The organism is Neohoeflea coraliihabitans (assembly GCF_019334345.1).
In the GTDB taxonomy this organism is placed as follows: domain Bacteria; phylum Pseudomonadota; class Alphaproteobacteria; order Rhizobiales; family Rhizobiaceae; genus Pseudohoeflea; species Pseudohoeflea coraliihabitans.
Genome location: NZ_JAHWQX010000003.1, coordinates 351,911 through 377,432 on the forward strand (window position 1 = coordinate 351,911; position 25,522 = coordinate 377,432).

Sequence of the window (25,522 nt, forward strand, 5' to 3'; positions counted from 1 at the left end):
TCAGATGCGTTCCTTGACGTAGGAGCCGGGCGCATCCTCGATCGGATTGACCTTGCCGCCGCCGGGCTGGCGCGCCGGCACCGTCTTGTCATTGTGGCCCTTGATCCATTCGTGCCAGTGCGGCCACCAGGAGCCGGGCGTCTCGGTGGCGCCGGCCAGCCACGCATCGAAATCGTCGCTGTCAGGGCCGTCCGACCAGAACTGGTACTTGCCGGCGGCCGGCGGATTGACCACCCCGGCAATATGGCCGGAGCCGGACATGACATAGGTGGTCTTGCCGCCGAACAGGCGTCCGCCCTTGTAGGCCGATCGCGCCGGGGCGATGTGATCCTCGCGGGCGGCGAGGTTGTAGACCGGGATCTTGACGTCGCCCAATGCAAGGCGATGGCCGCCCATCTCCATGCGCCCCTCGGCGAGATTGTTCTCGAGATAGCAGTTGCGCAGGTAGAAGGCGTGGTTGGCCGCCGGCATGCGGGTGGCGTCGGAGTTCCAGTAGAGCAGGTCGAAGGGCATCGGATCCTTGCCCTTGAGGTAATTGTTGACGACATAGGGCCAGATCAGGTCGGAAGCGCGCAGCATGTTGAAGGCGGTGGCCATTTTCGAGCCGTCGAGATAGCCGTTCTTCTTCATCTGGGCCTCGATCGCCGCCAGTTGCTCCTCATCGACAAAGACTTTCAGATCCCCGGCGTGGGTGAAGTCCGTCTGCGTGGTGAAGAAGGTTGCCGTGGCGATGCGCTTGTCGCCCTCCTTGGCGTGCAAGGCGAGGGTGGCGGCGAGCAGCGAACCGCCGACACAATAGCCGATGGCATTGACCTTGTTGACTTCGGTGATCTTCTCGATCGTGTCGAGGCCGAAGCCGATGCCCTCGCGCGCATAGGCCTCCCAATCCTTGTCGGCATGCCGCCGGTCGGGATTGACCCAGGATATGACAAACACGGTGTGACCCTGATCGACGGCCCATTTGATGAAGGATTTCTTGGGGTTGAGGTCAAGAATATAGAATTTGTTGATCCATGGCGGAACGATCAGCAGCGGCCGCTTGAGCACCTTGTCGGTGGTCGGCTGGTACTGCAGAATCTGACAGATATCGTTCTCGGCGACGACCTTGCCGGGGCTGACGGCAATGTTCTCGCCAACCTTGAAGCTGCTGGCGTCCGACTGGCGCAGACGCAGTTCACCCTTGCCGGCGGCAATATCCTCGGCCAGCATATGCATGCCGCGCACCAGGTTCTCGCCATTGGTCGCCACGGTTTCCTTGTAGAGTTCCGGGTTGGTGGCGAGAAAATTCGATGGCGAGAGGGCGCTGGTGATCTGCTTGAGATAGAATTCCGCCTTGTGGCGGGTGCGTTCGTCGAGACCATCGGCGCCGCTGACCAGGCCTTCGGCCCAGCCCGAGGTCAGGGTGTAGGCATTCTTCAGGAACTCGAAAAACGGATTGTCATCCCAGTCCGGGTCGGTAAAGCGTTTGTCGGGCCGCGCCGGCTTTGCGGCTTTTGCGTCTTCATCCGGTTGCGGCTGTGCGGCGTCTTCGCCGGCCAGGCGGTGCATCGACTGGCTCCAAAGCGTGAAATAGCCACCGAGCAGCGTGGTCTGCGCCTCGATGGCGCGCTTGGGGTCCGACAGCCAGTATTCGCCGACGCGCGAGAAGGTCTTGACCATATCGGCCATCGGGGCGGAGACGGAATCGGAGATTTCACCGCGTTCGCGCGGATCGACCCAGGCGGAAGCGGCGTGCCCGAGCTCTTCGAGCATGTGCGCGATGTTGCGGGCGAACAGCTCGGGATCCTTGACCGTATAGGCCTCGATGTTGGGTATGGCAGGCTTGTCGGCGCCATTCGCCTTGTCGTCCGCCATTCCTGTCCTCCTGCGCGCGTGCCGCGGCGCTCCTCGTGCGCGGCACCTTGACCTTGACGCCGATCCGGCGCATTGCGGAGCGGATCGGACCTCTGACGACCGCCCGGCAGCGGGCCGCCGCTGGACTTGAAATGGCCGTATATGCCATTGATAGATTGTTTTTTTGGCATTGTCATGACCGCCACGGGGAACTACCGCATGAAGGCTTCACCACGCGTGCGAACGGACGCGCCACGGCTCTGCAGGCGCCGCGCCGGGCTGCTTGCCCCCGCCGGGCTGGCGGCCCTCGTCCTGACGCTCGCCGGCTGCCAGACGGCGTCGCTGGAAGATGCAGCGCCGCGCGAGGCGGTGGTGAAGGCCGACGCCAGCGCAGCGAGCGAGGCGACGGCGGACACGGCACCGGTGCTGCGCGTGCCATCGCCGGTGCCATTGCCGCGCAATGCCGGGCCGGAGCCGGAGGCGAAAGAATTCGTGGCAGCGCGCAATTCCGCGGAGGGCGAATATCCCAATCTCGGAACGCCACGGGAAGCGGCCCTGCAACAGTTGTCCGCGGCGGAAGCGGCGGCTCTGAAGCGGGAAATGGCCGTGGCGAAAGCTGGGGCAAGCGGAGGGGGTGGCAATGCTGCCGCCTATCGCCGGCGCTACAATGAATTGCAGGCCATTGCGCGCAGTCATGAGCAGACAACGGAGCAGGAAATCGTACAGTGATCCTGCTTTTTGGAGCCTTTCTTTCACAGCGGCTGGAATGCGGCGCCGCTGCCGGAAGTTATCGTTCGAGCCGCTGATCGAGACCATCCCATGGAAGAATTTCACAAGATCCGGCGTCTGCCGCCCTACGTCTTCGAACAGGTCAACCGCCTGAAGGCGACGGCGCGAGCGGGCGGCGCCGACATCATCGATCTTGGCATGGGCAATCCCGATCTGCCGACGCCGCAGTCGATCGTCGACAAGCTGATCGAGGTGGTGAAGGATCCGCGTACGCATCGCTACTCGACTTCGCGCGGCATTCCCGGTCTGCGGCGGGCGCAGGCGGCCTATTACGAGCGGCGTTTCGGCGTCAAGCTCAACCCCGAAACGCAGATCGTCGCGACAATGGGATCCAAGGAAGGGTTCGCCAACATGGCGCAGGCGATCACCGCTCCCGGCGATGTGGTGTTGTGCCCGAACCCGACCTATCCGATCCACCAATTCGGTTTCATCATGTCCGGCGGTGTCATCCGCTCGATGGATGTGGCGCCCGATGAGGCGTTTTTCCGGGCCCTCGACCGGGCGGTGCGGCATTCCATTCCCAAGCCGCTGGCGCTGATCCTCAACTATCCTTCCAATCCCACATCGATGGTGGCGACGCTTGATTTCTACAAGGAAGTGGTGGCCTTCGCGAAAAAGCACGATGTGCTGATCCTGTCGGATCTCGCCTATGCGGAAATCTATTTCGATGACGTGCCGCCGCCTTCGGTGCTGGAAGTGCCGGGCGCGATTGATGTCTGCGTCGAATTCACCTCGATGTCGAAGACCTTCTCCATGCCGGGATGGCGGATGGGTTTCGCGGTCGGCAACGAGCGGCTGATTTCGGCTCTGGCGCGCGTCAAATCCTACCTCGACTATGGCGCATTCACGCCGATTCAAGTGGCGGCAACCGCTGCGCTGAATGGCGACGGCAGCGAAATTGACGAGGTTCGCGGCATTTACCACAAGCGCCGCGATGTGCTGGTCGATGCGTTCGGCAAGGCCGGGTGGCAGGTGCCGCCGCCGCCGGCGACGATGTTCGCCTGGGCGCCGATCCCCGAGGATTTTCGTGATCTCGGCTCCCTTGAATTCTCCAAGCTGCTGGTCGAAAAGGCCGATGTGGCGGTCGCCCCGGGCATCGGCTTCGGTGAACATGGCGACACGCATGTGCGCATCGCGCTTGTTGAAAACGAGCATCGCATCCGCCAGGCGGCGCGCAACATCAAGCGGTTCCTGGCGTCGGCGCGCAGCAATGGCAGCGCCAATGTCGTGCAACTCAGTGCCCGGCGTTGACCGAAAAGGGGTGTGCCGTTAAACCCGCCTGCAAATACGAAGGCGCCGAGTTCCCGGCTGCCTGATTTCGACACGGTGGAATTTTCTATGACGGATGCGCTCAAAATCGGCGTTGCCGGGCTCGGTACGGTCGGCAGCGCGCTGTTTCGGATCATCGGCGAACGCCACAACATGCTGACGGAAATCTGCGGCCGGCCGGTGACGATCGTCGCTGTTTCGGCACGCGATCGCAGCCGCGACCGCGGCATCGACATTTCCAAGGTTGAATGGTTCGATGATCCGGTGGCGATGGCGCGCGACGCGGATATCGACGTGCTCGTCGAGCTGATCGGCGGGGAGGGCGATCCGGCCCTGGCCGCCGCGAAGGTGGCGCTGGCGCGCGGTGTGCATGTGGTGACCGCCAACAAGGCGCTGCTGGCGCGGCATGGTGTCGAACTGGCCCGGACGGCGGAAGATGCGGGCGTTTTGCTGAATTTCGAAGCGGCGGTGGCCGGCGGCATTCCGGTGATCAAGGCGCTGCGCGAAAGCCTGACCGGCAATGCGATCAGCCGCGTCTACGGCATTCTCAACGGCACCTGCAACTACATCCTGACGCGCATGCAGAAGGACAATATGGGCTTTGCCGAATGTCTCAAGGAGGCGCAGCGGCTCGGCTATGCGGAGGCCGACCCGACATTCGACATCGAGGGCAATGACACGGCGCACAAGCTGGCAATCCTGACCAGCCTGGCGTTCGGCACCGAGATCGCCGGCGACGACATCTATCTCGAAGGAATCACGAATATCTCGATCGAGGATATCCACGCGGCGGAAGAGCTTGGCTATCGCATCAAGCTGCTCGGTGTCGCCCAGCGCACCGCCTCGGGGATCGAGCAGCGCGTGCATCCGACCATGGTGCCGCTCGATTCGATGATCGCGCAGGTCGATGGCGTCACCAATGCGGTGTCGATCGAGGCGGACATCGTCGGTGAGCTGGTGCTGTCGGGCCCGGGTGCGGGGGGCGATGCCACCGCCTCGGCGGTGCTCGGCGACATCGCCGACATTGCCAAGGCGCGTCCCGGTCACCAGCACGGACCGGCGCTCGGCCGCCCGGCGGCGCATCTGGCCCCCTATCAGCGGGCGCGCATGCGCAGCCATGAAGGTGGCTATTTCATTTCCCTGAAGGTCGAGGACCGGACGGGCGTTTTCGCTTCGATCGCCAAACAGATGGCGGACGCCAAGATCTCGCTGGAATCGATTGTCCAGCGCGCGCCGCTGCGCAAGGATACGGACCCCACCGTCAAGACCATTGTTCTCGTCACGCATGCGACGACCGAGGCGTCGGTGCGTGCCGCCGTCGAGGCCGTGCGCGGCGAGGGCTATCTGCGCGGTGAGCCGCAGGTGATCCGCATCGAGCGCACCCAGGCCGCCTGAAGCACGGCAAGGAATATTGCTTCCGGTCTAATCGATTTAGGCAGGGAAAAGCGCCAAGGACCGGAAAGATAAAAGCTTTCGAGCGGGCTGCGCTCGGTTTTACGATTGCATCGGCGGGACCAGCGGCTATATGTCGGCTCCGGTCGGCGACCGATCGACATTACAGACGGGGGTTTTGATGGCAGACAACACGACTTCAGGCACCGGTCTGGACCGGATTCTCACACTCGAGATCGCCCGCGTGACGGAGCGCGCGGCGGTGGCGGCGGCGCGGCTGCGCGGCCGCGGCGACGAAAAGGCGGCCGACCAGGTGGCCGTCGATGCCATGCGCCAAGAGCTCAACCGGCTGCCGATCGACGGCACGGTGGTGATCGGCGAGGGCGAGCGTGATGAAGCGCCGATGCTGTATATCGGCGAGGAAGTCGGCACCAAGGACGGGGCGGCGGTTGATATCGCGCTCGATCCGCTGGAAGGCACGACGATCTGCGCCAAGAATCTGCCGAATTCGCTGGCGGTGATCGCCATCGCGGAACGCGGCAGCCTGCTGTATGCGCCCGATGTCTATATGGAAAAGATCGCCATCGGCCCCGGCTACCCCGAGGGCACGGTCAAGCTCGATGCCAGTCCGACGGACAACATTCACGCCGTGGCCAAGGCCAAGGGCGTGGCGGTGCACGAGATCACGGCCTGTATTCTCGACCGGCCGCGGCATGCCAAGCTGATCGACGAGGTGCGTGCCACCGGTGCAGCCATCCGGCTGATCGGCGATGGCGATGTGGCGGGGGTCATTCATACTACCGACCCCGAGGAAACCGGCATCGACATCTATCTCGGCATCGGCGGGGCGCCGGAAGGCGTTCTGGCCGCGGCGGCGCTGCGCTGCATCGGCGGGCAGATGGAAGGCCGGTTGGAGCTCAATACGCCGGAAAAGATCGCGCGAGCCAAGAAGATGGGCATCGAGGATCCGAACAAGATCTACACGATGGTCGAAATGGCCACCGGGGATGTCCTGTTCTCGGCGACCGGCGTCACCGACGGCAACCTGCTGCAGGGCGTGAAATTCGCGCATGACGGCATTTCAACGCATACTATCGTCATGCGGTCCTCATCGAAGACGGTGCGCGAGATCAAGGCGCGCCACCAGGATCTCGACAAGTTCAGCTGACCTGATCGCAGCTGGCAAAGGCTGCGGGAGCGGTGCTGATGACCACGAGCGAGCAGAGGCCCTTTCTCGGCGTCGAAGCATCACTGTGCGGGCAGGGCTGGGTGGCGCGGCTGGATGCGGCGGGTGAAAACCGGGCCGTCAGCATCGCCCAGACGACTGGCCTGCCGGACATTGTGGCGCGCGTTCTGGCGGCGCGCGGCATCGAGCGCGATGCGGCTGAGGATTTTCTCAATCCGACCCTCAAGGCCCTGATGCCGGATCCCTCGACGCTGACCGACTGCGATGCCGCAGCGATGCGCCTGGTGGCGGCCATTGCCAGCGGTGAGCGGGTGGCGATCTTCGGCGACTACGATGTCGACGGGGCGGCGTCCTCGGCGCTGCTGGCACGGTTTCTGCGGGCGCACGGGCTGGACGCGGAGATCTATATTCCCGACCGCATTTTCGAAGGCTACGGGCCGAACGGTCCGGCGATCGGCGAGTTGATCGATCGTGGCGCCAAGCTGATCGTCACCGTTGATTGCGGCGCCAACAGCCATGCGGCGCTGGCTGTGGCGGCGGAGCGCGGCGTTGATGTCGTCGTGCTTGACCATCATCAGATGGGCACGGAGCTGCCCCTGTGCCGGGCGCTGGTCAATCCCAACCGCGCCGACGATCTGTCGGGGCTCGGCTATCTGTGCGGCTGTGGCGTGGTGTTCATGGTGCTGGTCAATGCCATGCGGGCCCTGCGCAGCCGTGACGACATCGCCAAGGCCGATTTCGATCTGCTGTCCCAGCTTGATCTCGTGGCACTGGCGACGATCTGCGATGTGGTGCCGCTGAAGGGGCTCAACCGGGCGTTCGTGGTCAAGGGCCTGATTGCGGCGCGGCGGATGGAAAATGAGGGCCTGGCTGCCCTGATCCGCAAGGTCGGCGTTGACGGGCCGATCAATCCCTATCATTTCGGATTCCTGGTCGGGCCGCGCGTCAATGCCGGCGGGCGCATCGGCGATGCGGCGCTTGGATCGCATCTGTTGACCCTCGGTGACCGCTCGGAAGCGGAAACGATCGCCGAACGCCTGGATGAGCTGAACCGCGAACGCCAGGCCATCGAGAAGGCGATGCTCGAGGAAGCCCTGGCGGAAGTCGAGGCGGAAATCGGCACCGGCGAGGGCCCGGCGGTGATTGTCACGGAAAAGACCGGCTGGCATCCGGGCATCGTCGGTCTGATTGCGGCGCGGCTGAAGGAGCGGAATCGCCGCCCGGCATTTGCGATTGCCTTCGACGCCAACGGCAAGGGGACCGGATCAGGTCGGTCGATCCCGGGGTTCGATATCGGCCGCATGGTGCGCAAGGCGGTCGAGGACGGGCTGCTGGACAAGGGCGGCGGGCACGCGATGGCGGCCGGCCTGACCGTGCGGCAGGAGCGTCTAGGTCCGTTGCGGGCTTTCTTCGAGGATGCTGCGGGTAAAATGGTGGCCGGTCTGCGCGACGGTCATCGGCTGAAGATCGATGCGGCGCTGGCGGCCGCCGGCGCGACGCTCGACCTGGTCGATCTGGTGGAGCGGGCCGGCCCTTACGGCTCGGGTCATTCGCAGCCGATCTTCGCCTTTCCCGGCCACGTTCTGCGCGATGTGCGGGTGGTCGGCGGGCAGCACGTCAAGATCACCCTGGCGGGCGCTGACGGGCGGACCCTGAACGGCATTGCGTTCCGGGCTGCCGAATCGCCTTTGGGCAGAGGCTTGCTCGAGGGCCAGGGCGAGACCTTCCACTTTGCCGGTACGCTCGGCGCCGATTACTGGCAGGGAATCAAGCGCGTGCAGTTGCGGCTGCTTGACGCGGCGCCGGCACGTTAGCACGAGATTACGCAACAGCCCTGGCCGAGCGCGCGACCGGACGCCGGCTGCGCGGCGAAGAACGGCGAAAATCTGGGAATCAGCAGGGAAAGAGTGGCACGCCCTAGGGGAGTCGAACCCCTCTTTCCAGAATGAAAATCTGGCGTCCTAACCGATAGACGAAGGGCGCGTGCGAGGCGCTTTATAGTCAGCCGATTGCCGTCCCGCAACCTCTGAATCGCACGATAATCAAAAAAACTTGCAAAAGCCGCAACGGTGCGGCGGAACGCGGCAAATGCCCGCCGCGCGTTGGCGCCCGGCTGGCGGAAAAATCAAGAGAATCGCGAATTTAAAGCTATTTCTTGCGACGCCGGCAGCGCCAGTTCCAGTCGCGGCTGGTGCCGACATCCACATGCACCGATTTGGTGTGGCAATAGGTGCCGACGCCGCCGCGTCCGGGCAGCGAGCGCAGATATTTCGCCAGTTCCCACTTGCTGACGCCCTCGATCTGGATGTCGGCCGCCTCGCAGGTGGTGTGGCGCGAATTGGTGGCGCCGCCAATGCGGCGATTGTGCTTGGGGCTGCGGAAACCGGAGGTGACGACCACGGGACGGCGATAGTGGCGCTCGGTCTTTTTCAGCAGGCGTACGAGGCGCGGCTTGAGGCACGAGGTGTCGACGCGGCTGGTCTGAATGTGCAGGCCGTTGGGCGCCAGGCGGGCAAGGCCGGCTGCCGACGCCATCTCGACGCCGCTGGCATTCTCCCCGTCCTCGTCATTGCCGGTCTTGATCTCGAACAGGGAAGACAGCCGCCGCACCCCTGGCAGCCCGCCGCGCCGGGCATCGTTCTTCGCATCGGCGCGCACGACGCGGATGTCCTCACGCAGCGAGGGCGTTGCGGCTTTCGGCTGCGCGCGTTGCGGCCGCGGCGCTGCCGCCACGCTGTTCGAACCGCGCGCAGCGGCATCGGACGGCGTCGGAGCATTGAACAACCGGTTGAAAATCGATGGCTGGCGATCCGGCTCCGCCAGCGCCGATGCCTGGACCGGCGGTTCGGTCTCGTTGGTCTCGGCGGTATCGGCGGCGGCGGGCTCGGCGTCGGTGGCAGCCGGGGTCTGTTCGGCAGTCGCGGGTGCGGCCGCATCATCCGAATTCGCTGCGGGCTGCGCATAGCCGTCTGCGACGGCTTCAGAGCTGAGGGCGGAGGTCGTCGCCGGATCGGTGGCCGGGACCGGGACCGTTGGCGCGTTGGCCGCGAACAGATTGCCGATCGAGCGCGCCGGCGCCGACTGGGTGATGCCGCGCGTGCGCGCGTCGATGCCTTCGGGCATCGCGCTGTCCGTCGTCATCGCGGTGGTGGTTTGTGAGGCCGCCGAGGCGCCTGTATCTGTCGCCGCCAGGTCGGAGGTGGCCGGGAACAGGCTGTCGCCGGCGGCGTCGGCACTGGCTATCGGCTGCGGTGGTGCAAAGCTCGAGCCGGTCACCATCATCGTGTCAGCCGCGCTGACACAGCCGCCGAGCGCCAGGACACAGACCAGGGGAACAAGACGCCGTGCGGGCGAACTGGCACCCGTAGTCTGGCGTTCCGATCCCGGTGTGTCGTTCATCGAGTCCCCACTTAGTTGCTCGCGGCATCCACTGTGCCGGTATGGCCCCCTCGGGCGGATGCCTCGCCCATCGCACCGATCGCGCGATAGGGTCATCCGCTTTAAGCCGCCTGAGGGAATGAAAGTCAAATCGGGCGAAAGGATGACTTTAGAACCTGTATCCCGTCCGCATCGCCCGAAGCTTGCGTCTCGGTGCGAAAAATAACGAATTTGCCCTTATTTCCTAGGGTTTTTGCCGCTTATGCCGTGCGTATTACCAGCTGCCGGTGTTCTCCATGCTCTGCCAGGGGGCGCGTTGCGGCAGCGATTCTCCCTTCTGCAGCAGTTCAATGGAAATGCCGTCGGGCGAGCGTATGAAGGCCATATGCCCGTCGCGCGGCGGGCGGTTGATGGTGATACCGGCGTCCATGAGGCTCTGGCAGAGAGCATAGATGTCTTCGACTTCGTAGGCCAGATGACCAAAATTGCGCCCGCCCTCATAGGATTCGGGGTCCCAGTTGTAGGTCAGTTCGAGGGTTGGTGCGGCGTTGGCGTGCGCCTGCTCGCGATCGTCAGGAGCGGCAAGGAAAATCAGCGTGAAGCGCCCCGCCTCATTGTCGATGCGCCGCACCTCCACAAGCCCGAGCTTGTTGCAATAAAAATCGAGTGACGCGTCCACATCGGACACGCGCACCATGGTATGCAGATAGCGCATTGAAGACCTCCGTCGATTTCGCCTGCCAAACGATAGGGCTGAAATCGCAAAAGACAACGCGGGAAGCAAAGAATTCAGTTGACCTTGGGGAAGATTGTCGGTCAGCCCTTGCTTTTCTGGCGCGGATGCACTGCTATTGTTTCAATTGAGAATCAATTCCATTGTGTGGCGCGTATCGGAAAGGGGTCCGAATTGGGGGAACGATCCTGGGAGAAAGACGATATCGCAGCCGGTTCACCTGGAGAGCCGGTCGATCTCGTTGAGATCACCGGCGTGATCAAGTGGTTCGACGTCGCCAAGGGGTTTGGATTCATCGTGCCCGACAATGGCCAGGAGGATGTCCTCCTGCATGTCAGCTGCCTGCGCCGGGATGGCTACCAGACCGTGCTCGAGGGGACGCGGGTGGTGTGCGAGATCCAGAAGCGCGATCGGGGCTTTCAGGCCTTTCGCATTCTCTCCATGGACACCTCGACGGCGGTGCACCCGTCGCAATTGCCGCCGGTGCGCACGCATGTGCAGGTGCAGCCGACGAGCGGGCTTGAGCGCGCCATCGTCAAATGGTTCAACCGGACCAAGGGATTCGGCTTCCTGACGCGCGGCGAGGGCACCGAGGACATCTTTATCCACATGGAAACCCTGCGCCGCTATGGCCTGACGGAACTGCGGCCCGGGCAATCCGTCCTGGTGCGCTACGGAGATGGCGAAAAGGGCCTGATGGCGGCCGAGATCCATCCGGATGTCGACGCCGTGCCACGGTCGCACTGATGGCGCAGCCCTCGCGCCGCGGCAGTGCCGCACGCCTGTTTCTCGCATTTGCTTTCACGACAATGTCGGCTGTTTTCACGGCAATCTCGTCTGTTCTCACGGCAATGCCGGCTGTTCTCACGGCAATGCCGGCTGCTTTCGTGGCAACGGCGGCGCCTGTTGTTTTGGCTGGCCCTGCTCAGGCTGGCGAGGTGACGTTCGAAATGGCGGCGGAGCCGCTGCTCATCGAGACCGAAGGCGGCGCCGTCTCCTTCAAGGTGGAACTGGCGCTGGACGGCGCCAGCCGGGCGCAGGGCCTGATGAACCGCGCCGAAATGCCGGCCGATCAGGGCATGCTGTTCGATTTCGGGACGACACGGCTGGTGACGATGTGGATGAAGAACACTTTGCTGCCGCTCGACATGATTTTCATCACGCCGGACGGACGGGTGGCCGGCATCGCCGCCGACACGGTACCGCATTCGGAAGCGCTGATTTCCTCGCCCGGTCCGGTGCGCTACGTGCTGGAAGTCAATGCCGGCACCGCCGCAACCAAGGGCATCGCCGTCGGTGATCAGGTGGTGCATCCGGCGGTCGGGATGAGCGACTGAGCGGAGGGCGCGCGGCAGCCTATCGCTGAGGCCGATGCAGCGCAGAGGCGAGGGGATGCATTTTCGGGGTTGCCATGATTGCCCGGTATCTCTAGGGAACTCAAAGCTCGGAGCGTAGCGCAGCCTGGTAGCGCATCTGGTTTGGGACCAGAGGGTCGGGAGTTCGAATCTCTCCGCTCCGACCATTTTCCAAATAAGCCAATATTTTCGTGTCGCGTCGGTCGGGTGCGTCCGTCGGGTGCGCCGTGCCCTTCTGATTGCGTGCCCATGCCGGTGTTCGCGCCGATGGCGCCCGAGTGCGCCGAAAGGTGGCCTTTCGCCGTCCCGATCGCGTCGCTACCATGCGTGCAAACATTTTGCAGGAGGACGAGCCGTGGTCGAGAGCTGGATTTTCAAGGAAAAGGGCGACGCGGGCGGCTGGGTCAGCCATGCCGAGGCGGATCTGCCCGACGAAGACGTTTTGATCGATGTCGCGCATTCGGCGATCAACTACAAGGATGCGCTGTCAATTACCGGCTCGGCGCCGATCTCGCGGCGGTTTCCGATGGTTCCGGGGATCGATATCGTCGGCACGGTGCGCGAGGACCGCTCCGGCCGCTTTGCCGCCGGCGCGCGGGTGGTGGCCACCGGTTTCGGTCTCGGGGAAACCCATTGGGGCGGCTATGCGACGCAGGCGCGGCTGAAGCCCGACTGGCTGGTGCCGCTTCCCGACGGGCTTTCGGCGCGGGATGCGGCGGCGGTGGGCACGGCCGGGCTGACGGCGGCGATGGCCCTTGATGCGCTCGAAAAGCATGGGATCGCTCTGCGCGAGGGCGAGATTGTCGTTTCGGGCGCCACCGGCGGGGTCGGCAGTTTCGCGCTGCGGCTGCTCGACGCGGCCGGCGCTCATGCCGTGGCGATGACCGGACGGCCGGAGGAGGAGGATTATCTGCGGGCCCAGGGCGCGAAGGGAATCGTGGCGCGCTCCGAGTTCGAGCAGGATGCCAAGCCGATCGCCAAGGAACGCTGGAGTGCCGGCATCGACGTGGCAGGTGGCAAGATTCTCGCCAATATCCTGGCGACAACACGGTACAATGGCGCCGTCGCGGCCTGCGGCCTGGCACAGTCGATGGATCTGCCGACATCGGTGGCGCCGTTCATCCTGCGCGGCGTCAGCCTGCTCGGCGTCGATTCGGTGATGGCGTCACAGGCGCGGCGCCAGGCGGCCTGGACACGCATTGGCGAAGCGGTCAAGGCACGGCCGCTCGACGACATGATCTTCGAGCACGGCTTCAAGGATGTGGCGCAGCTTTCAAGGGATCTCCTGGCCTCGAACCGCAAGGGGCGGATCGTGCTGAGCTGGTAGCGCCTGTGGCGTCGCAAAGGTGCCACGCCGACCAGGGGGCCAAATCCCAGGCGCGGCGTGACGAACCGCCGGTTCAGGCCGGTTGCGTCTGCGCGGTCTCGATCATGCCGCGCTCGATCTGCAGCGACTCGTCGGCGATGGCGGCCAGAAGCTCGGGGCTGGATTCGGTGATCAGGAATGCCACGTCCGGATGGGCGGCGCGCAATCTCTTGAGGGCCTGCGCATATTCCAGCGCCAGGGCCGGGGCGAGGCCCTGGAAAGGCTCGTCAAGCAGCAGCACGCGCGTGGCGGTCATCATGGCGCGACCGAGCGCCACCATCTTGCCCTGTCCGCCGCTGACGCCGCCGCCGGGGCGGCTGGCCATGACGCGCAATTGCGGCAGCAGCTCATAGACTTCCTCCAGTCGCCGCTGGCGTTCCTGGCGGTTCATATTAATGGCATAGGCCGGCAACAGGATGTTTTCCTCAACGGTGAAGGCCGGAATCAGGCGGCGGTCCTCGGGGGCATAGCCGATGCCAAGACCGGCGCGGGCATAGCCGGGAACGGCGCCGAGATCCGTATCTGCGAGCCGCAGTTCGCCTTCGCGTTTCGGCTGCAGTCCCATGATGGCGCGCAGCGTCGTCGTCTTGCCTGCGCCGTTGCGGCCGATCAGCACGGTGGTGCGCCCGGCCTTGAGATCGAAGGTGACGCCGCGCAGGATCAGCGCACCGGCAATTTCGACATTCAGATTTTTCACTGACAGCATCAGACCGCTCCCACGACGCGTTCGATCACCTGCGGGTCGCGCAGAACTTGCTTCGGGTCGCCCTCGGCGATGATGCGCCCGGCGTCCCAGACCACCACGCGGTCGGCATAGCGGGTGACGATTTCCATATCATGCTCGACAAACAGGGCCGTCATCTGCCGCGCCTTGAGCGCCGCCATCAGCTTTTCCATCAGGGTGAAGCGTTCCAGGGCGCTGACGCCGCTGGTCGGCTCGTCGAGCAGCAGAAGGCGCGGGTTGAGAGCCAGCGCCAGCGTGATGTCGGCCAGTTTGCGCAGGCCCTCGGGCAGGGTGCCGGCAATCGTTTCGGCATGATCCTCGAGCGAGAACAGGGCGAGCAGCTCGTGCGCCTCATCGATATAGGCGGTGCGGTCAAGGCGCCGCAGCCCCTGGAAGATTCCGCGGCGCGAGGCGATCGCCAGCATGACGTTGGTCAGCAAGGTCTGATCGGTGAACAATTGCGGGATCTGGAAGGCGCGGGCGATGCCGCGGCGGGCAATGCGACGCGGCGCCATGCCGGTGATGGCGGCATCACCGAGATAGACCTTGCCCGATTCCGGCCGCAGATAGCCGGTGCACATGTTGAGAAAGGTGGTCTTGCCGGAGCCGTTGGAGCCGATGATGGCGAGAAATTCGCCCTCGCGGACCTCCAGATTGACATTGTCGGCGGCCTTGACGCCGGAGAAGGACAGCTCGAGCCCTTCAGCTCTCAGAACGGGCTTGTTCATTCGACCACTCCCTGGCTTTTCCTGGGCTCTGCACGCTTTTCCAACAGTCCGTGCAGGCCATGCGGCAGGAAGAAGATGACCGCCAGCAGCGCGGCGCCAAGGATCATGTTCCAGGCATCGGCAGCGACATCGACCGCGAGCACGTGAACCGCCTCGAGAAACACCGATCCGATGAACGGGCCTGCGACACCGCCGATGCCGCCGAGCACCGCGGTCAGAACGAGATGACCCGATTCGGTCCAGTAGGCGTATTCGGGCAGGACATGGCCGATGGTCAGGGCCGCCATGGCACCGCCGAGGCCGGCAAGTGCCGCCGAGATCGTGTAGGCGATCAGGGTCACCGACCAGGCCGAGACGCCAAGATATTCTAGGCGGATTTCGTTGGTGTGGATGGACATGAGGGCATAGCCGAGCGGTGATTTGAGATAGGCCCGGATGAGCAGGCCGATAGCGACAAGAAGGCCGACGCAGACATAATAGAGAATGTCGTCGAAGGCGGCCTTGTCGAGTTCGAGACCGAAAACGGCGGGCGTGGCGACGCGCATGCCATCGGTGCCGCCGGTCAGGCCGTAAAGCTTGGACAACAGTGCGAACAGCACCATCGAGACGGCGAGGTTGAGCATCGCAAAGAAGATGGCGCGGAAGCGCACGAGAAAGGTGCCGAAAACCAGGCCGCACACGGCGGTCACCAGGGTGGAACCGATCAGCAGCAAGGCGAGGTCGGCGAGAACGCCGAATTTCATCATGAACGCCGTCGCATAGGCTCCGATTGCGAAATACATGGCATGGCCGATGGAGATCAGACCGCCGCGCAGCAGCAGCGCGACCCCGAGGGCGGCGAAGCCCTTGGCGATGGCGATCGTCATGATGAATTGCGAGGACGGCATTGCCGCCGGCAGGATCAGGAGGGCCAGTACGGCAGCGGCCGCGAACAGGACAAGAAGACGCGACATTACACTCTCCGCGTTTCAGCGACGCCGAACAGCCCCTGCGGACGCACCATCAGGACGAGGAGCATCACCAGATAGGGCGCCACGGAATCGAGGGCCGGAACAAAATAGACGGCAAGCACCTTGGCGGTGGCGACGATGACCGAGGCGATGGCGGCGCCCTCGATCTGGCCGAGACCGCCAATGGCTGCGACGGCGAAGGCCAGCACCATGGTCTCGGCGCCGAGCCCCGGCGCCACACCTGTGGTCGGCGTTGCCAGGGCGCCACCGAGAGCGGCGAGAAAGACGCCGATCGAGAAGGCGATCATGTACATGCGGTCGGTGTCGATGCCCATCGCCTCGGAGACCTCGCGGTCGGCGACCACGGCGGCGAGCAGGCGTCCCATGCGCGTGTGCTTGATCAGGAGCCGCAGGCCGACCAGCACCAGCACGGCAAGCACGATCAGGAGGATCTGATAATTGAGATAGACGACATTGCCGATCTGGGTGATGCCGAGCAGGGTCATCGGCGTGTCCTGGTAAAGAGACTGAACGCCGAACACCATGCGCTGCAGGTCTTCGAGAATCAGAAACAGTCCGAATGTGACGAGGATCTGCACCGCTTCGCCCTTGCCATAGGTCCAGCGGATCAGGGTCCGCTCGATGGCCGGGCCGAACAAGGCCGCGACGAACACGGCGCTGAGCAGCAGGGCCGGATAGGAGAGCCAGGGATTGGCGCCGGCGCTGACCAGCCACAGGCCGAGGGTGGCGGCACCGTAGGCGCCGATGGAATAGAAGCTGCCATGGGCGACGTTGAGAATGCGCAGGACGCTAAAGACCAGCGTCAGCCCGACGGCGACGAAGAAAATCAGCGCCGCGTTGGCAAGGCCGTCGATCAGCAATGGGAGAAGGGATTGAAGCATCAAGGGACTCTATGCGGTCTCGAAGCTGAGAACCGGTGATATGCGCGAGCTGCGCAATGGCGGCCCGGCGGTTTCCGGAAATCCCGCTCCGCCGAAGCGGAGCGGGGAGGGTTGCTTACTTGTAGCTGCCGGCGGCGGGCAGCGTGTCGAGGAAGCTCGGCTCGAGCGACTTGATCCACTCGACGGGCTCTTCGCCGACCGGAGCCATGAAGGCCTCGCCATCATAGCGCACCATGTCGCCGATGACCTTGAATTCATGGCTGTCGGATGCGGTGGTGACGCCGATGACCTGATCGACAATGCCATCATTGTCTTCGCGCAGGCTTGTCTCGCCGGTCATGGTTTCAACCGTCATGCCTTCGAGGGCTGCAACGATTTCGTCACGGCTCGGCCATTCACCGTTCTTGTCTTCGACGGCCTTCTCGACGGCGGCCTTCATCACGACCAGGGCGTTGGCCATCTTCATCGACGGGAAGACCGGGTATTCGCCGTAACGCTCATGATAGGCTTCGGCGAAAGCGACGGTGTCCGGCTTGGACTGGGCATCGGGAGACAGCCAGTAGCCGTCACCGAGCATGCCGACAATGACGCCGTCCGGCAGATCGACGCGCTGCAGCACCGTTTCGCCGAGGGCGAGGATGACCTGGCTCTGCTGGAAGATGCCGCGCGGTCCGGCCTGGCGAACGAAGTTCTCAAGGTCGGCGCCCCAGAGGTTGGAGAAGATGGCGTCCGGGCGGGCCGATGACAGGCGGGAGATTTCCGTCTGGTAGGTGGAGGCGCCGAGCTTGGGGAAGAGTTCCGCAACGATCTCGACGTCCGGTGCAAAGGTGGCGAGCGCCGTCTTGACGATATCGGCGGCATCATGACCGAAGGAGTAGTCCGGGTTGATGATCGCAACGCGCTTCACGTCGGGCTGACGCTCGAGCAGATAGGCGACGAAGGCGGTGAACTCGGGCAGCGTGTTGCCGTTCGGGCGATAGGTGTATTTCAGCTCGCTGTCGCGCAGCAATTGATGGGTGTCGCAGTTCCAGGCGATCGTCGGCATTTTCAGCTGCTCGGCGAGAGGCGCCAGGGCCAGGCAGTTGCCGCTCGAAAGGGCAGCGATCATCACCTGGTTGTCCTGATCCTCAGCCATACTGCGGTATTCGGAGATCACACCCTCGGCGCCCTGAGCCTCGTCGACGTAGGTCGCCTCGATCGGCACGCCTGCGACGCCGCCATCGGCGTTGATCCGTTCGATCATCAATTCGGCGGCCTGTTTGCCGGGCATGCCATAGGCTGCGGCCGGGCCGGATGTGAAGGTGAAGACGCCGATGGACAGGGCCTCCGGCTTTTCCTGGGCGGTGGCGACTGTCGCGGCCAGCGCGATGGCCGCGGCGGGCAGGACGGCGGTGGTCCAGTGGTGGAGTATCTTCTTCATTTGCGTTCCCCTGTTGACCGGGCTTTGGGAAGCCGGCTTGGTGCGGAGTTTCATTCAGCATGCGTTGACATTTGTCTGAGGACATGAATAAAACACATGTGATATATCACAGCAACATTACCCCGGCTGTTTGTCAAGTGTCGTGTCGGGAGAGGTTGCAAAAATTGTGCCGGGCAGGGCGACGCATACAGTCGAAGCCATGCCGATGCGGTGCGCTACAGCAGGAAGGGACTTGTTCGCCATGGTGACTTTGAACGTCGAAGTGCAAACCCGCAACGCGAGAGAACAGCGGCGATTCGAGGTCTCCGAGCTGGTGATTGCCGGCTGGGCGGGCCGCGACGTGGCAGCCATGGAGCACCATATCCGCGAACTCGAGGAGCTGGGAATTGCCCGGCCGCGCGCCACGCCGCTGTTTTACCGTGTTTCCGCGTCACGTTTGGCGACTTCCGAAGTGCTCGACGTTGTCGGTGGGGATTCGAGCGGTGAGGTTGAATGCGTGCTTGTGGCAAGCGAAGGCCGGCTGTTCGTCGGGGTCGGATCGGACCATACCGACCGCAAGGTGGAAGCCTACGGCGTGACGGTGTCCAAGCAGATCTGTGACAAGCCGGTCTCTTCGGTCTTCTGGCCCTGGGACGAGGTCGCCGATCACTGGGACGACCTGACCATCGCAAGCTTCGCGACGATCGATGGCGAGACGGTCCCCTACCAGGAAGGCTCGGTGGCCGGTCTCCTGCATCCTGAAGAACTGATCCGGAAATACACGGGTGGCGACACGCTGGCGGACGGCACCGCGATGTTTTGCGGGACCTTGCCGGCGCTTGGCGGCGTGCGGCCGGCGCGTGCGTTCGAAGCTCGGCTCTGTGACCCGGTGCTTTCACGCGAACTGAAGCTGGGTTATCAGGTCAGGGAACTCGAAATAGCGGACTAGAATCAGCAGACTGGATTAAAGTGATGCGGCCTCTCGCCGGCGATACAGCAGCGCCCGACAGTTTCGCTCCCGCCAGGAGCAAGCGGCAATCGATGCGCGATACAGCCTATGCGGCGATCAAGCGGCAGATCGTCAATTGCGAGCTCAAGCCCGGCGAAGCGGTGACGGTGACCGAGCTTGCACAAGCGCTCGACATGGGGCGCACACCGGTCATCCAGGCCATCGACCGGCTGACGGTTGACGGACTTGTCGAGGTGATGCCGCGCAAGGGCGTGGTGGTCAGTCCGGTCAGTCTCGACGATTTTGTCGAGATCATCGAAATGCGGCTGGTCAACGAGGCGCAGGCGGTGCGATGGGCGGCGGAAAAGGCCGATCGCACCCAGATCGAGCGGTTGCAGACCAATCTCGATGGTGCCTGGTCGGCCGCGCGGGCGCACGATATCGACCGCATGATCGAGCTTGACCGCGAATTTCACCGGCTGATCTCGCGGGCCGCCGGCAATTCCATTCTCAGCGAGTTTCTCGGCAATCTGCATGACAAGGCGCTGCGGTTCTGGTTCATCTCGCTGCGGGCGCCGGACCACAATCTTCGCGTCTGCCAACAGCATGCGGACATTCTCGGCGGCATCAAGAACCATGATCCGGCACAGGCCGAGGCGGCGATGCGCGAGCACATCGCCTCCTTCCATGCCAATGCGTCGAGCCAGATCCTGCGCAGCTGAAGATATCAAATCACCCCGGTACCGGATGTGAGAATCGTTCTCACCGGATGAAGCGGTCCCAGGTTCCGAAATTCCTGTTGACCGCGCCGCGCGGGATGCTCAGGGCGATCAGGGCGGCGCCGCACAGCACCGAAAAGCCGAGCGCGCCCCATGCGGCGCCGGTGACAAAGGGCGCAAACAGCAAGACGATGCCCATCAAAAGGTTGAGGAACCGGGCAAGCCGGGCGACCGGCGCGAGGGCGGCGACCGCCACGGTGATGACGAGAGCGCCGACGACATGATTGGTAGCGGCGATACCGCTGCCCCAGCCAAAAACCAGAGGCGAGAGCATCAGCACGGCACCGAGCGCCATGGACGCGACCAGCGTTGGGGGAAACGTCATGCCGCCGGTGAGCATATCTCTAAGAATAGCGCGCGGACTGCGCTCGAAGTCGTCGATGGGGTTGTCGTCCGGTCCTTCGTCGGTATCGCCTCTGAAGAAGACACGCAGCCAGGGCTGGCCCGCCTTGTGGCGGCGGCGCAGGAACTGATAGGTCGCCACCAGTTCATCCAGGGAATAGGGGATTTGCCAGACCATGGCGGCGGCGGCGATCAGCGCCAGTGTCGAATAGGTGCCGATGACGATCGGCTGGATGATGATGAAGAAGATCGAGATGGCGCCGAGCGGGACGATCATGATTCCAAAAAGGACCACCAGCCAGGGCATGGTGCGCCAGCGGCGCGCCGACCCGATGGCTCCGACGACGATCTCAAGGGCATAGGTCATGGCGCCAATCCCGGCGTCCGGCACCGGCCAGGCTTTCGACACCGACGAGGTGATGATCTGTTCGGTGCCGTTCTTGCCCTCGATCGTGCCCGGGAAAAACGGTTCCCAGACCGCGTCGATGGTCTCGAGCTGATAAGCGGTGAGGTAGCGCGAGACGAGCAGGCCGATGATGGCGAGAAAGATCACCGGCAGGCGCTGAAACCAGTCGGATGGCGAGTAGCTCCAGCCCTTGGGGATCGTCGGTCCGGTGCGGGCGGCGACCGGCGCGACGCCCGGCATCGGGGGCAGGCAGAGCGCAAAGGCTACGGCCAGCATCCCGATGAGCGTGCCGTTCAGATAGGCTGGCGCATTCGGCGTCCAGAAGATCAGCGGCGCGAGCATGATCCAGCAGCCGGTCAGAGCGGCGGCAAAGCGCGCCGCGGGCAGGCGCCAGGACAGGGACATGAGACCTGCGGCAAAGAGAAATAGTCCGGCGAGAAAATTGCTGGCGATCAGGCCTGTTTGCGCGATGCCGAGCAGGGGTGGTGAAGTCAGCAGCCAGAGGCCGAGCCCGGCATTGGCCCAGCCGCCCCAGAGATTTGCGCGATGCGCCTTGCGATAGGCGCGCTCATGCTCTGCGCGCAGCGCTTCGGTGTCGGTAACGCGTGCTTCCGCGGAGGCCAGCCACGGCGGGGCGGTGATGCCATTGGCGCGGTACCAGCCGGGCGGATCGTCCTTGAGCGCGGCAATCAGCGTCGGCAGATGGCTGTCGATGCGTTTTTGTGGCTGCCAGTCGAGCAGATCCTGCGCCCTGGAGATGTCGAGCGCGTAATGATCGGATGCCATATCGATCATGAACGGCCGGATGAACGGCTTCTCGCCCTGATCGAACGCGTCGGGAACCACCGGTTCCATCTTGGTTTCCAGTTTCGCGCCGAGTTTAGCCACCGGCGCCGGTACGACGAGCGTCGACCAGCTCTTGTCGCCATGGATCAGCTCCGCAATACGTTGCTGCAGGGCGTCATAGCTCAGCGTATCGGGTTCGCCGGCGAGAATGACCTCACCCGGCGCCAGTTCGCCGCGGCGATCGACGACGCGCTTGAACAGGTCCAGCATGTCCTCGAGATGGATAAAGGCCTGCCCGGCGTCACGATCACCGGAAAACAGGTGGCTTTTCAGATTGCGTTCGTAGATGCGGGCGATCTGATGGCTGAGTGTCGGCACGGCGGTGCGATCATCGTAAAGCCCGGCCAGACGCAGGAAAACCGTCGGGATGTCACCGGCTTCCTGGCGGATGATCTCCTCGGTGCGCGCCTTGGATTGCGGGTAGGCCCATGCGGGCGCGAGCGGTGTCTCCTCGGTGATGCGTTCTCCGGGCCGACCGGGCCGGTGCACCAGCATCGTCCCGGAATACACAAACTGCTCGACATCGAAGCGCTGCAGGGCGCGCAGCAGGTTGCGGGTGCCGTCCTCGTTCACCGCCTTGTATTGCGGACGGTCCTTGCCGCTGAAATCGAAGAAGGCGGCCAGATGAATGACCGAGGCGATGGCGCTGCCCGCAAGCCTGTGCGCCAGTTCGCCGGCGGCGCGCGCCATGGAATCCGGATCGGTGATGTCACAGCCGATCACATCATCGCGCTTCTCGCTGGCGGCCGGCAGATCAAGCCCGATGACGCGATGGCTGCGCGCCAGTTTCCTGCTCAGCCTGCTGCCGATATTGCCGGCGGCGCCGGTGATGATGACAACCGGTTTTGTGCCTGTCATGCGCTTCGCATCGCTCCTGTTGTTCGTTGGTCAACGAACGAGGGAGCCGATTGTTCATCAGCGCGAAACAGTCATCTCAGCTCAGGCGCGGCTTCAGGCCGAGGCGGCGAGAACCGCTTCGACCGCACCGGATACAGCCAGCAGGTGGCGGTCTCCCATCGTGTTGCCCATCAGCATCAGACCGGCAGGCACATTGTTGCCGGTCGGCATCGGCAGCGAGATGGCGCAGCGGTCGAGCAGGTTGGCGACCGTCGGGTTGCGCAGGGCGAGAAGGTTGAGGCGGCCATATTCGGCTTCGTCCTCGAGTTCGGCGAAGAAGGGTGCCTGCATCGGGGTGGTTGGCAAAAGCACGGCGTCGAAACCGGACGTGGCGCGGTCGGCTGCGGCGATCATCTCGCGCCGCGCGGCAAGCAGCGCCTCGTATTCGCCGTCCTCCTGCTCGAGGGCCCTTTCGATGCGCACGCGCACGCGCGGATCGTAACCCTCGCCGCGCGCGGCGATCAGATCGCGGTGCACCGCGTAGGCCTCGGCGGCGATGATGCCGCCCCGGGCGTTCAGTGCGGGAAGTTCATCGAGCCGCGGCAAGGTCAGATCGACCAGTGTGGCCCCGGCCTGTTCGAGCCGGCGCAGGGCGTGGTCGAAAGCCTCGGCGACGACCGATTGAATTCCGTCATGGACATAATTGCGCAGGACCGCGAAGCGCATGCCGGACAGATCCTGCGGCGGTGCGAGCGGCGCCGTGTCCTCGGCGAGAACCGCGTCGAGACGCGCGCAACAGTCGACCGTGCGGGCCAACGGGCCGATGGAATCGAAACTCTTCGACAGCGGAAACGCGCCATCCAGCGGGACGCGCCTTGCTGTCGGCTTGTAACCGACAAGGCCGCAGAACGCCGCCGGAATGCGACACGAGCCGCCGGTGTCGGTGCCAAGCCCGGCAGCGGCCATGGCATCGGTGACTGAAATGGCTGCTCCGGAAGACGATCCGCCGGGAATGCGTGCGTCGCCGGCGGATCCTCCTCCGGGGCCATGCGGATTTTTCGGGGTGCCATAATGCGGGTTGAGGCCGAGACCCGAATAGGCAAATTCGGTCATGTTGGTATGGCCGATGACAACCAGCCCTGCGGCGCGCAGGCGGGCCACGGCGACCGCATCCTCGCTGGCCGGCGGCTTGTCGCGCAGAACAGCGGAACCGGCCGTCGTCACCATGCCCTGAACGTCAAACAGCGCCTTGATCGAGACCGGAATACCGGCCAGCGGCGAGGGCGCGCGCCCGGCGCCGCGGGCTGCGTCGACGGCTTTGGCCTGGGTGCGCACGTCTTCGGGATCGAGGGCGATGAACGTTCTTGCGCCTTCGCCTTCCGGGTCGGCAATGCGGTCAAGACAGTCCTCGACGAGGGTGAGGGCGGTCACCTCACCCTCATCGAGTGCGCGCACGAGGTCGGCGATTGGTTTCATTCGGCTGCCTGATCGTAATAGTGGATTTCGAGCAGCACGCAGCCGCCCTCCGACTTGAAGGGACCATGATAGGCGCCCGGCGGACGGCAGGCATAGGTGTTGGGCGCAAATTTCTCGCCGCCTTCGCCGTGCTCATCATTGCCGACGGTCAGATCACCGGAGACCAGATAGACCTCCTCCCAGTAATCGTGGACAAACGGCGCCGTGGTGAAGACGCCTGGCGCAAAGCGCAGAAGACGCGTGCGGTTGCCCGTCTTGCCGGTTTCATCGAGGCTGCCGGCAAGAATTTTCTGCTCGATGCCTTCCGGGTAGCCCGGGGGCACATGCCAGCCGTCGCTGCCCATGTCGACGCTGTGAAATTCCTTGTGTTCCTTGTTGATGGTCATTCTGTCCTCACTCGGCTGCAATCTTGGTTTCGGAAAGCTGCTCCTCAAGGGAATAGCTGTCGAGCATCTGGTCGACCAGATGCGTGCAGCGATCCCAATCAAAGGAGCGGAAGCTGTGGCCCTTGGTGACGAAATTCGCCCCCGCATAGAACATCTCGTACTGGGTGTGGCGCGAGGCAAATTCCGAGCCGACGGCATCCCAGGCCAGCTTGAAGAACTTGACGCGTCCCTCCGACGACGTGGTCGGCGACTGCTGGGTCTTGCCGATCAGTTCCTTCAATTCGGGATTGGCAAAATCGGCGACCGAGGACGGCAGCATGATCAGGCCGCCGCCGGCGAGCTCGCGCAAGGCGGTGATGACCTGCGGGTAAAGCTGCTGGGTGAGCACCTGTGCGGCGTAGAGCGTATGGCGGTCGGGCACGAAATACTCGCCATACATGCCGCCCTTGATCTCCATCGCATGCACCATGGCATCCACCATGGCGCTTTGCGCGGCGAGGTTGCCGAGGATTTCCTTGACCTGCGGGAAGCCGACAACGCCATTGGTCTCGGCGGTCATGCGGGCGATGCCCATCAGGAAGCGCATCTTGACCATCAGGCGGATCTGCGCCTGGTAATTCTGATAGACATGCGCGGGCGTGGCATGGAACTGACGCATGCACATCGCCGTGTCCTGGTTGATGAAAACGCGGTCCCACGGCACCTTGACATCGTCGAAGTACAGAACCGCGTCGTTTTCGTCGTAGCGGCTGGCCAGCGGATTGTCGAAGACGCTCGGCGCATTCTGCTCATAGGACTTGCGCGACAGGATCTTCAGACCCTTGGTGTTCATCGGGATGACGAAGGACACGGCGTAGGGCTCTTCGCCTTCCTTCAGGGGCTGAATGCAGGTGACGAAGACCTCGTTGGCCATGATGCCGCCGGTGGCCAGCATCTTGGCCCCGCGGATGGTCAGTCCCTCGCCGTCCTCGTCGACGACGCCGGCGGTCAGATGCGGATCGCTCTGCTCATTGGCGCCCTTCGAGCGGTCGGCCTGCGGATTGATGATGACATAGGTGAGATAGAGTTCGTTGTCGCGGGCATAGCGATAGTAGTCGGCGAGCGCTGCGGCCCGCGCCGGATCGTACTGTTCGAAAACCGGCAGTCCCATATACATGCCGGAGATGCACGAGGCGACGTGGTCGGGCGCGCGGCCGAGGAAGCCGCCATGGATCTCGGTCCAGGCTTCGAGTGCCTTGCGCCGCTCGACCAGCTCAGTGTGCGAGCGCGGCAGTTCCCAGATGCGGTTGGCGCGTTCGCCGCCGCTGCCTTCGATCTCGTAGGTCATGAGATCAAGATTGGTGCGGGCGGACTGGAAGTCATACAGCTTGCCGACCGATGCCACCGAGCGGCAGAAGGCGGGATGGCTGGTGACATCGTCGACGAGCGCGCCGTTGATATAGACCTGGCGGCCATCCTTCAGCGTTTCGATATGTTGCGAGCCGGTTTTGATCATGA

The 25,522-nt window shown here is 63.9% G+C and carries 22 protein-coding genes and 2 tRNA genes; 11 read left to right on the top strand and 13 right to left on the bottom strand.

Features of this window, described 5'->3' with window-relative positions; all coding sequences use genetic code 11:
- On the bottom strand, nt 1-1,854 hold the full coding sequence (gene phaC, locus KY465_RS12720; protein ID WP_219202073.1) for a class I poly(R)-hydroxyalkanoic acid synthase: 1,854 nt from the start codon (nt 1,852-1,854) through the stop codon (nt 1-3).
- A 198-nt stretch (nt 1,855-2,052) separates the two neighbouring features.
- Between phaC and KY465_RS12725 the strand changes: the two genes are divergently transcribed.
- The 5 genes from KY465_RS12725 (at nt 2,053) to recJ (ending at nt 8,283) form a co-directional block, all read left to right on the top strand.
- Entirely contained in the window at nt 2,053-2,562 is a 510-nt protein-coding gene (locus KY465_RS12725) for a hypothetical protein (RefSeq protein WP_219202074.1), read from the top strand.
- 90 nt (nt 2,563-2,652) lie between these two features.
- Nucleotides 2,653-3,873, top strand: a complete 1,221-nt coding sequence (locus KY465_RS12730; RefSeq protein WP_219202075.1) for an LL-diaminopimelate aminotransferase — start codon at nt 2,653-2,655, stop codon at nt 3,871-3,873.
- Between the two features lie 87 nt (nt 3,874-3,960).
- A complete protein-coding gene (locus KY465_RS12735; protein ID WP_219202076.1) occupies nt 3,961-5,286 on the top strand; it encodes a homoserine dehydrogenase in 1,326 nt (441 codons plus the stop codon).
- A gap of 178 nt (nt 5,287-5,464) precedes the next feature.
- A complete protein-coding gene (gene glpX / locus KY465_RS12740) occupies nt 5,465-6,451 on the top strand; it encodes a class II fructose-bisphosphatase (RefSeq protein ID WP_219202077.1) in 987 nt (328 codons plus the stop codon).
- A 38-nt stretch (nt 6,452-6,489) separates the two neighbouring features.
- The gene (recJ, locus tag KY465_RS12745) at nt 6,490-8,283 is read left to right on the top strand and encodes a single-stranded-DNA-specific exonuclease RecJ (protein WP_219202078.1); all 1,794 of its coding nucleotides are present in this window, start codon (nt 6,490-6,492) and stop codon (nt 8,281-8,283) included.
- A 94-nt stretch (nt 8,284-8,377) separates the two neighbouring features.
- Here recJ and KY465_RS12750 read toward each other — a convergent pair.
- From KY465_RS12750 to KY465_RS12760, 3 genes are all read right to left on the bottom strand, one after another.
- Nucleotides 8,378-8,452: transfer RNA gene (locus tag KY465_RS12750), tRNA-Glu, on the bottom strand.
- Nucleotides 8,453-8,617: 165 nt separating this feature from the next.
- Entirely contained in the window at nt 8,618-9,868 is a 1,251-nt protein-coding gene (locus tag KY465_RS12755) for a D-Ala-D-Ala carboxypeptidase family metallohydrolase (RefSeq protein ID WP_219202079.1), read from the bottom strand.
- A gap of 253 nt (nt 9,869-10,121) precedes the next feature.
- Nucleotides 10,122-10,562 carry a VOC family protein gene (locus KY465_RS12760; RefSeq protein WP_219202080.1) on the bottom strand — a complete coding sequence of 147 codons (441 nt, stop codon included), beginning with the start codon at nt 10,560-10,562 and terminating at the stop codon, nt 10,122-10,124.
- Nucleotides 10,563-10,754: 192 nt separating this feature from the next.
- Between KY465_RS12760 and KY465_RS12765 the strand changes: the two genes are divergently transcribed.
- The 4 genes from KY465_RS12765 to KY465_RS12780 all read left to right on the top strand — a co-directional run bounded on the left by KY465_RS12765 (nt 10,755) and on the right by KY465_RS12780 (nt 13,262).
- Nucleotides 10,755-11,327, top strand: coding sequence for a cold-shock protein (locus KY465_RS12765; protein ID WP_219202081.1), 573 nt, complete (start codon nt 10,755-10,757; stop codon nt 11,325-11,327).
- Nucleotides 11,328-11,431: 104 nt separating this feature from the next.
- A complete protein-coding gene (locus KY465_RS12770; protein ID WP_219202745.1) occupies nt 11,432-11,917 on the top strand; it encodes a DUF192 domain-containing protein in 486 nt (161 codons plus the stop codon).
- A gap of 108 nt (nt 11,918-12,025) precedes the next feature.
- A tRNA-Pro gene (locus KY465_RS12775) sits at nt 12,026-12,102 on the top strand.
- 188 nt (nt 12,103-12,290) lie between these two features.
- On the top strand, nt 12,291-13,262 hold the full coding sequence (locus KY465_RS12780) for an MDR family oxidoreductase (protein WP_219202082.1): 972 nt from the start codon (nt 12,291-12,293) through the stop codon (nt 13,260-13,262).
- A gap of 73 nt (nt 13,263-13,335) precedes the next feature.
- On the opposite strand, the gene KY465_RS12785 is transcribed toward KY465_RS12780, so the two are convergent.
- The 5 genes from KY465_RS12785 to KY465_RS12805 all read right to left on the bottom strand — a co-directional run bounded on the left by KY465_RS12785 (nt 13,336) and on the right by KY465_RS12805 (nt 18,025).
- Nucleotides 13,336-14,007, bottom strand: a complete 672-nt coding sequence (locus KY465_RS12785) for an ABC transporter ATP-binding protein (protein ID WP_219202083.1) — start codon at nt 14,005-14,007, stop codon at nt 13,336-13,338.
- Nucleotides 14,007-14,753 carry an ABC transporter ATP-binding protein gene (locus tag KY465_RS12790; protein WP_219202084.1) on the bottom strand — a complete coding sequence of 249 codons (747 nt, stop codon included), beginning with the start codon at nt 14,751-14,753 and terminating at the stop codon, nt 14,007-14,009. Before KY465_RS12790 ends, KY465_RS12785 begins: the two co-directional genes overlap by 1 nt.
- Entirely contained in the window at nt 14,750-15,706 is a 957-nt protein-coding gene (locus KY465_RS12795) for a branched-chain amino acid ABC transporter permease (protein WP_219202085.1), read from the bottom strand. The genes KY465_RS12790 and KY465_RS12795 overlap by 4 nt, the downstream gene beginning before the upstream one ends.
- Entirely contained in the window at nt 15,706-16,605 is a 900-nt protein-coding gene (locus KY465_RS12800) for a branched-chain amino acid ABC transporter permease (RefSeq protein ID WP_219202086.1), read from the bottom strand. The genes KY465_RS12795 and KY465_RS12800 overlap by 1 nt, the downstream gene beginning before the upstream one ends.
- Nucleotides 16,606-16,720: 115 nt before the next feature.
- Nucleotides 16,721-18,025 (bottom strand): ABC transporter substrate-binding protein, encoded by a 1,305-nt coding sequence (locus KY465_RS12805; protein WP_219202087.1) that lies wholly within the window; start codon nt 18,023-18,025, stop codon nt 16,721-16,723.
- Between the two features lie 241 nt (nt 18,026-18,266).
- Here KY465_RS12805 and KY465_RS12810 point away from each other — a divergent pair, with 241 nt between their 5' ends.
- Complete coding sequence (locus tag KY465_RS12810; protein ID WP_219202088.1) at nt 18,267-18,953, top strand: DUF2848 domain-containing protein; 687 nt, start codon at nt 18,267-18,269, stop codon at nt 18,951-18,953.
- A 23-nt stretch (nt 18,954-18,976) separates the two neighbouring features.
- The gene (locus KY465_RS12815; RefSeq protein ID WP_219202089.1) at nt 18,977-19,675 is read left to right on the top strand and encodes a GntR family transcriptional regulator; all 699 of its coding nucleotides are present in this window, start codon (nt 18,977-18,979) and stop codon (nt 19,673-19,675) included.
- 40 nt (nt 19,676-19,715) lie between these two features.
- On the opposite strand, the gene KY465_RS12820 is transcribed toward KY465_RS12815, so the two are convergent.
- From KY465_RS12820 to KY465_RS12835, 4 genes are all read right to left on the bottom strand, one after another.
- Nucleotides 19,716-22,184: an NAD-dependent epimerase/dehydratase family protein gene (locus tag KY465_RS12820; RefSeq protein ID WP_219202090.1), complete on the bottom strand. Its 2,469-nt coding sequence runs from the start codon at nt 22,182-22,184 to the stop codon at nt 19,716-19,718.
- Nucleotides 22,185-22,277: 93 nt separating this feature from the next.
- Entirely contained in the window at nt 22,278-23,639 is a 1,362-nt protein-coding gene (locus tag KY465_RS12825; protein ID WP_219202091.1) for an amidase, read from the bottom strand.
- The gene (locus KY465_RS12830) at nt 23,636-24,025 is read right to left on the bottom strand and encodes a cupin domain-containing protein (RefSeq protein ID WP_219202092.1); all 390 of its coding nucleotides are present in this window, start codon (nt 24,023-24,025) and stop codon (nt 23,636-23,638) included. Before KY465_RS12830 ends, KY465_RS12825 begins: the two co-directional genes overlap by 4 nt.
- 7 nt (nt 24,026-24,032) lie before the next feature.
- Nucleotides 24,033-25,520, bottom strand: a complete 1,488-nt coding sequence (locus tag KY465_RS12835) for a 4-hydroxyphenylacetate 3-hydroxylase family protein (protein ID WP_219202093.1) — start codon at nt 25,518-25,520, stop codon at nt 24,033-24,035.
- Nucleotides 25,521-25,522: the final 2 nt, after the last annotated feature.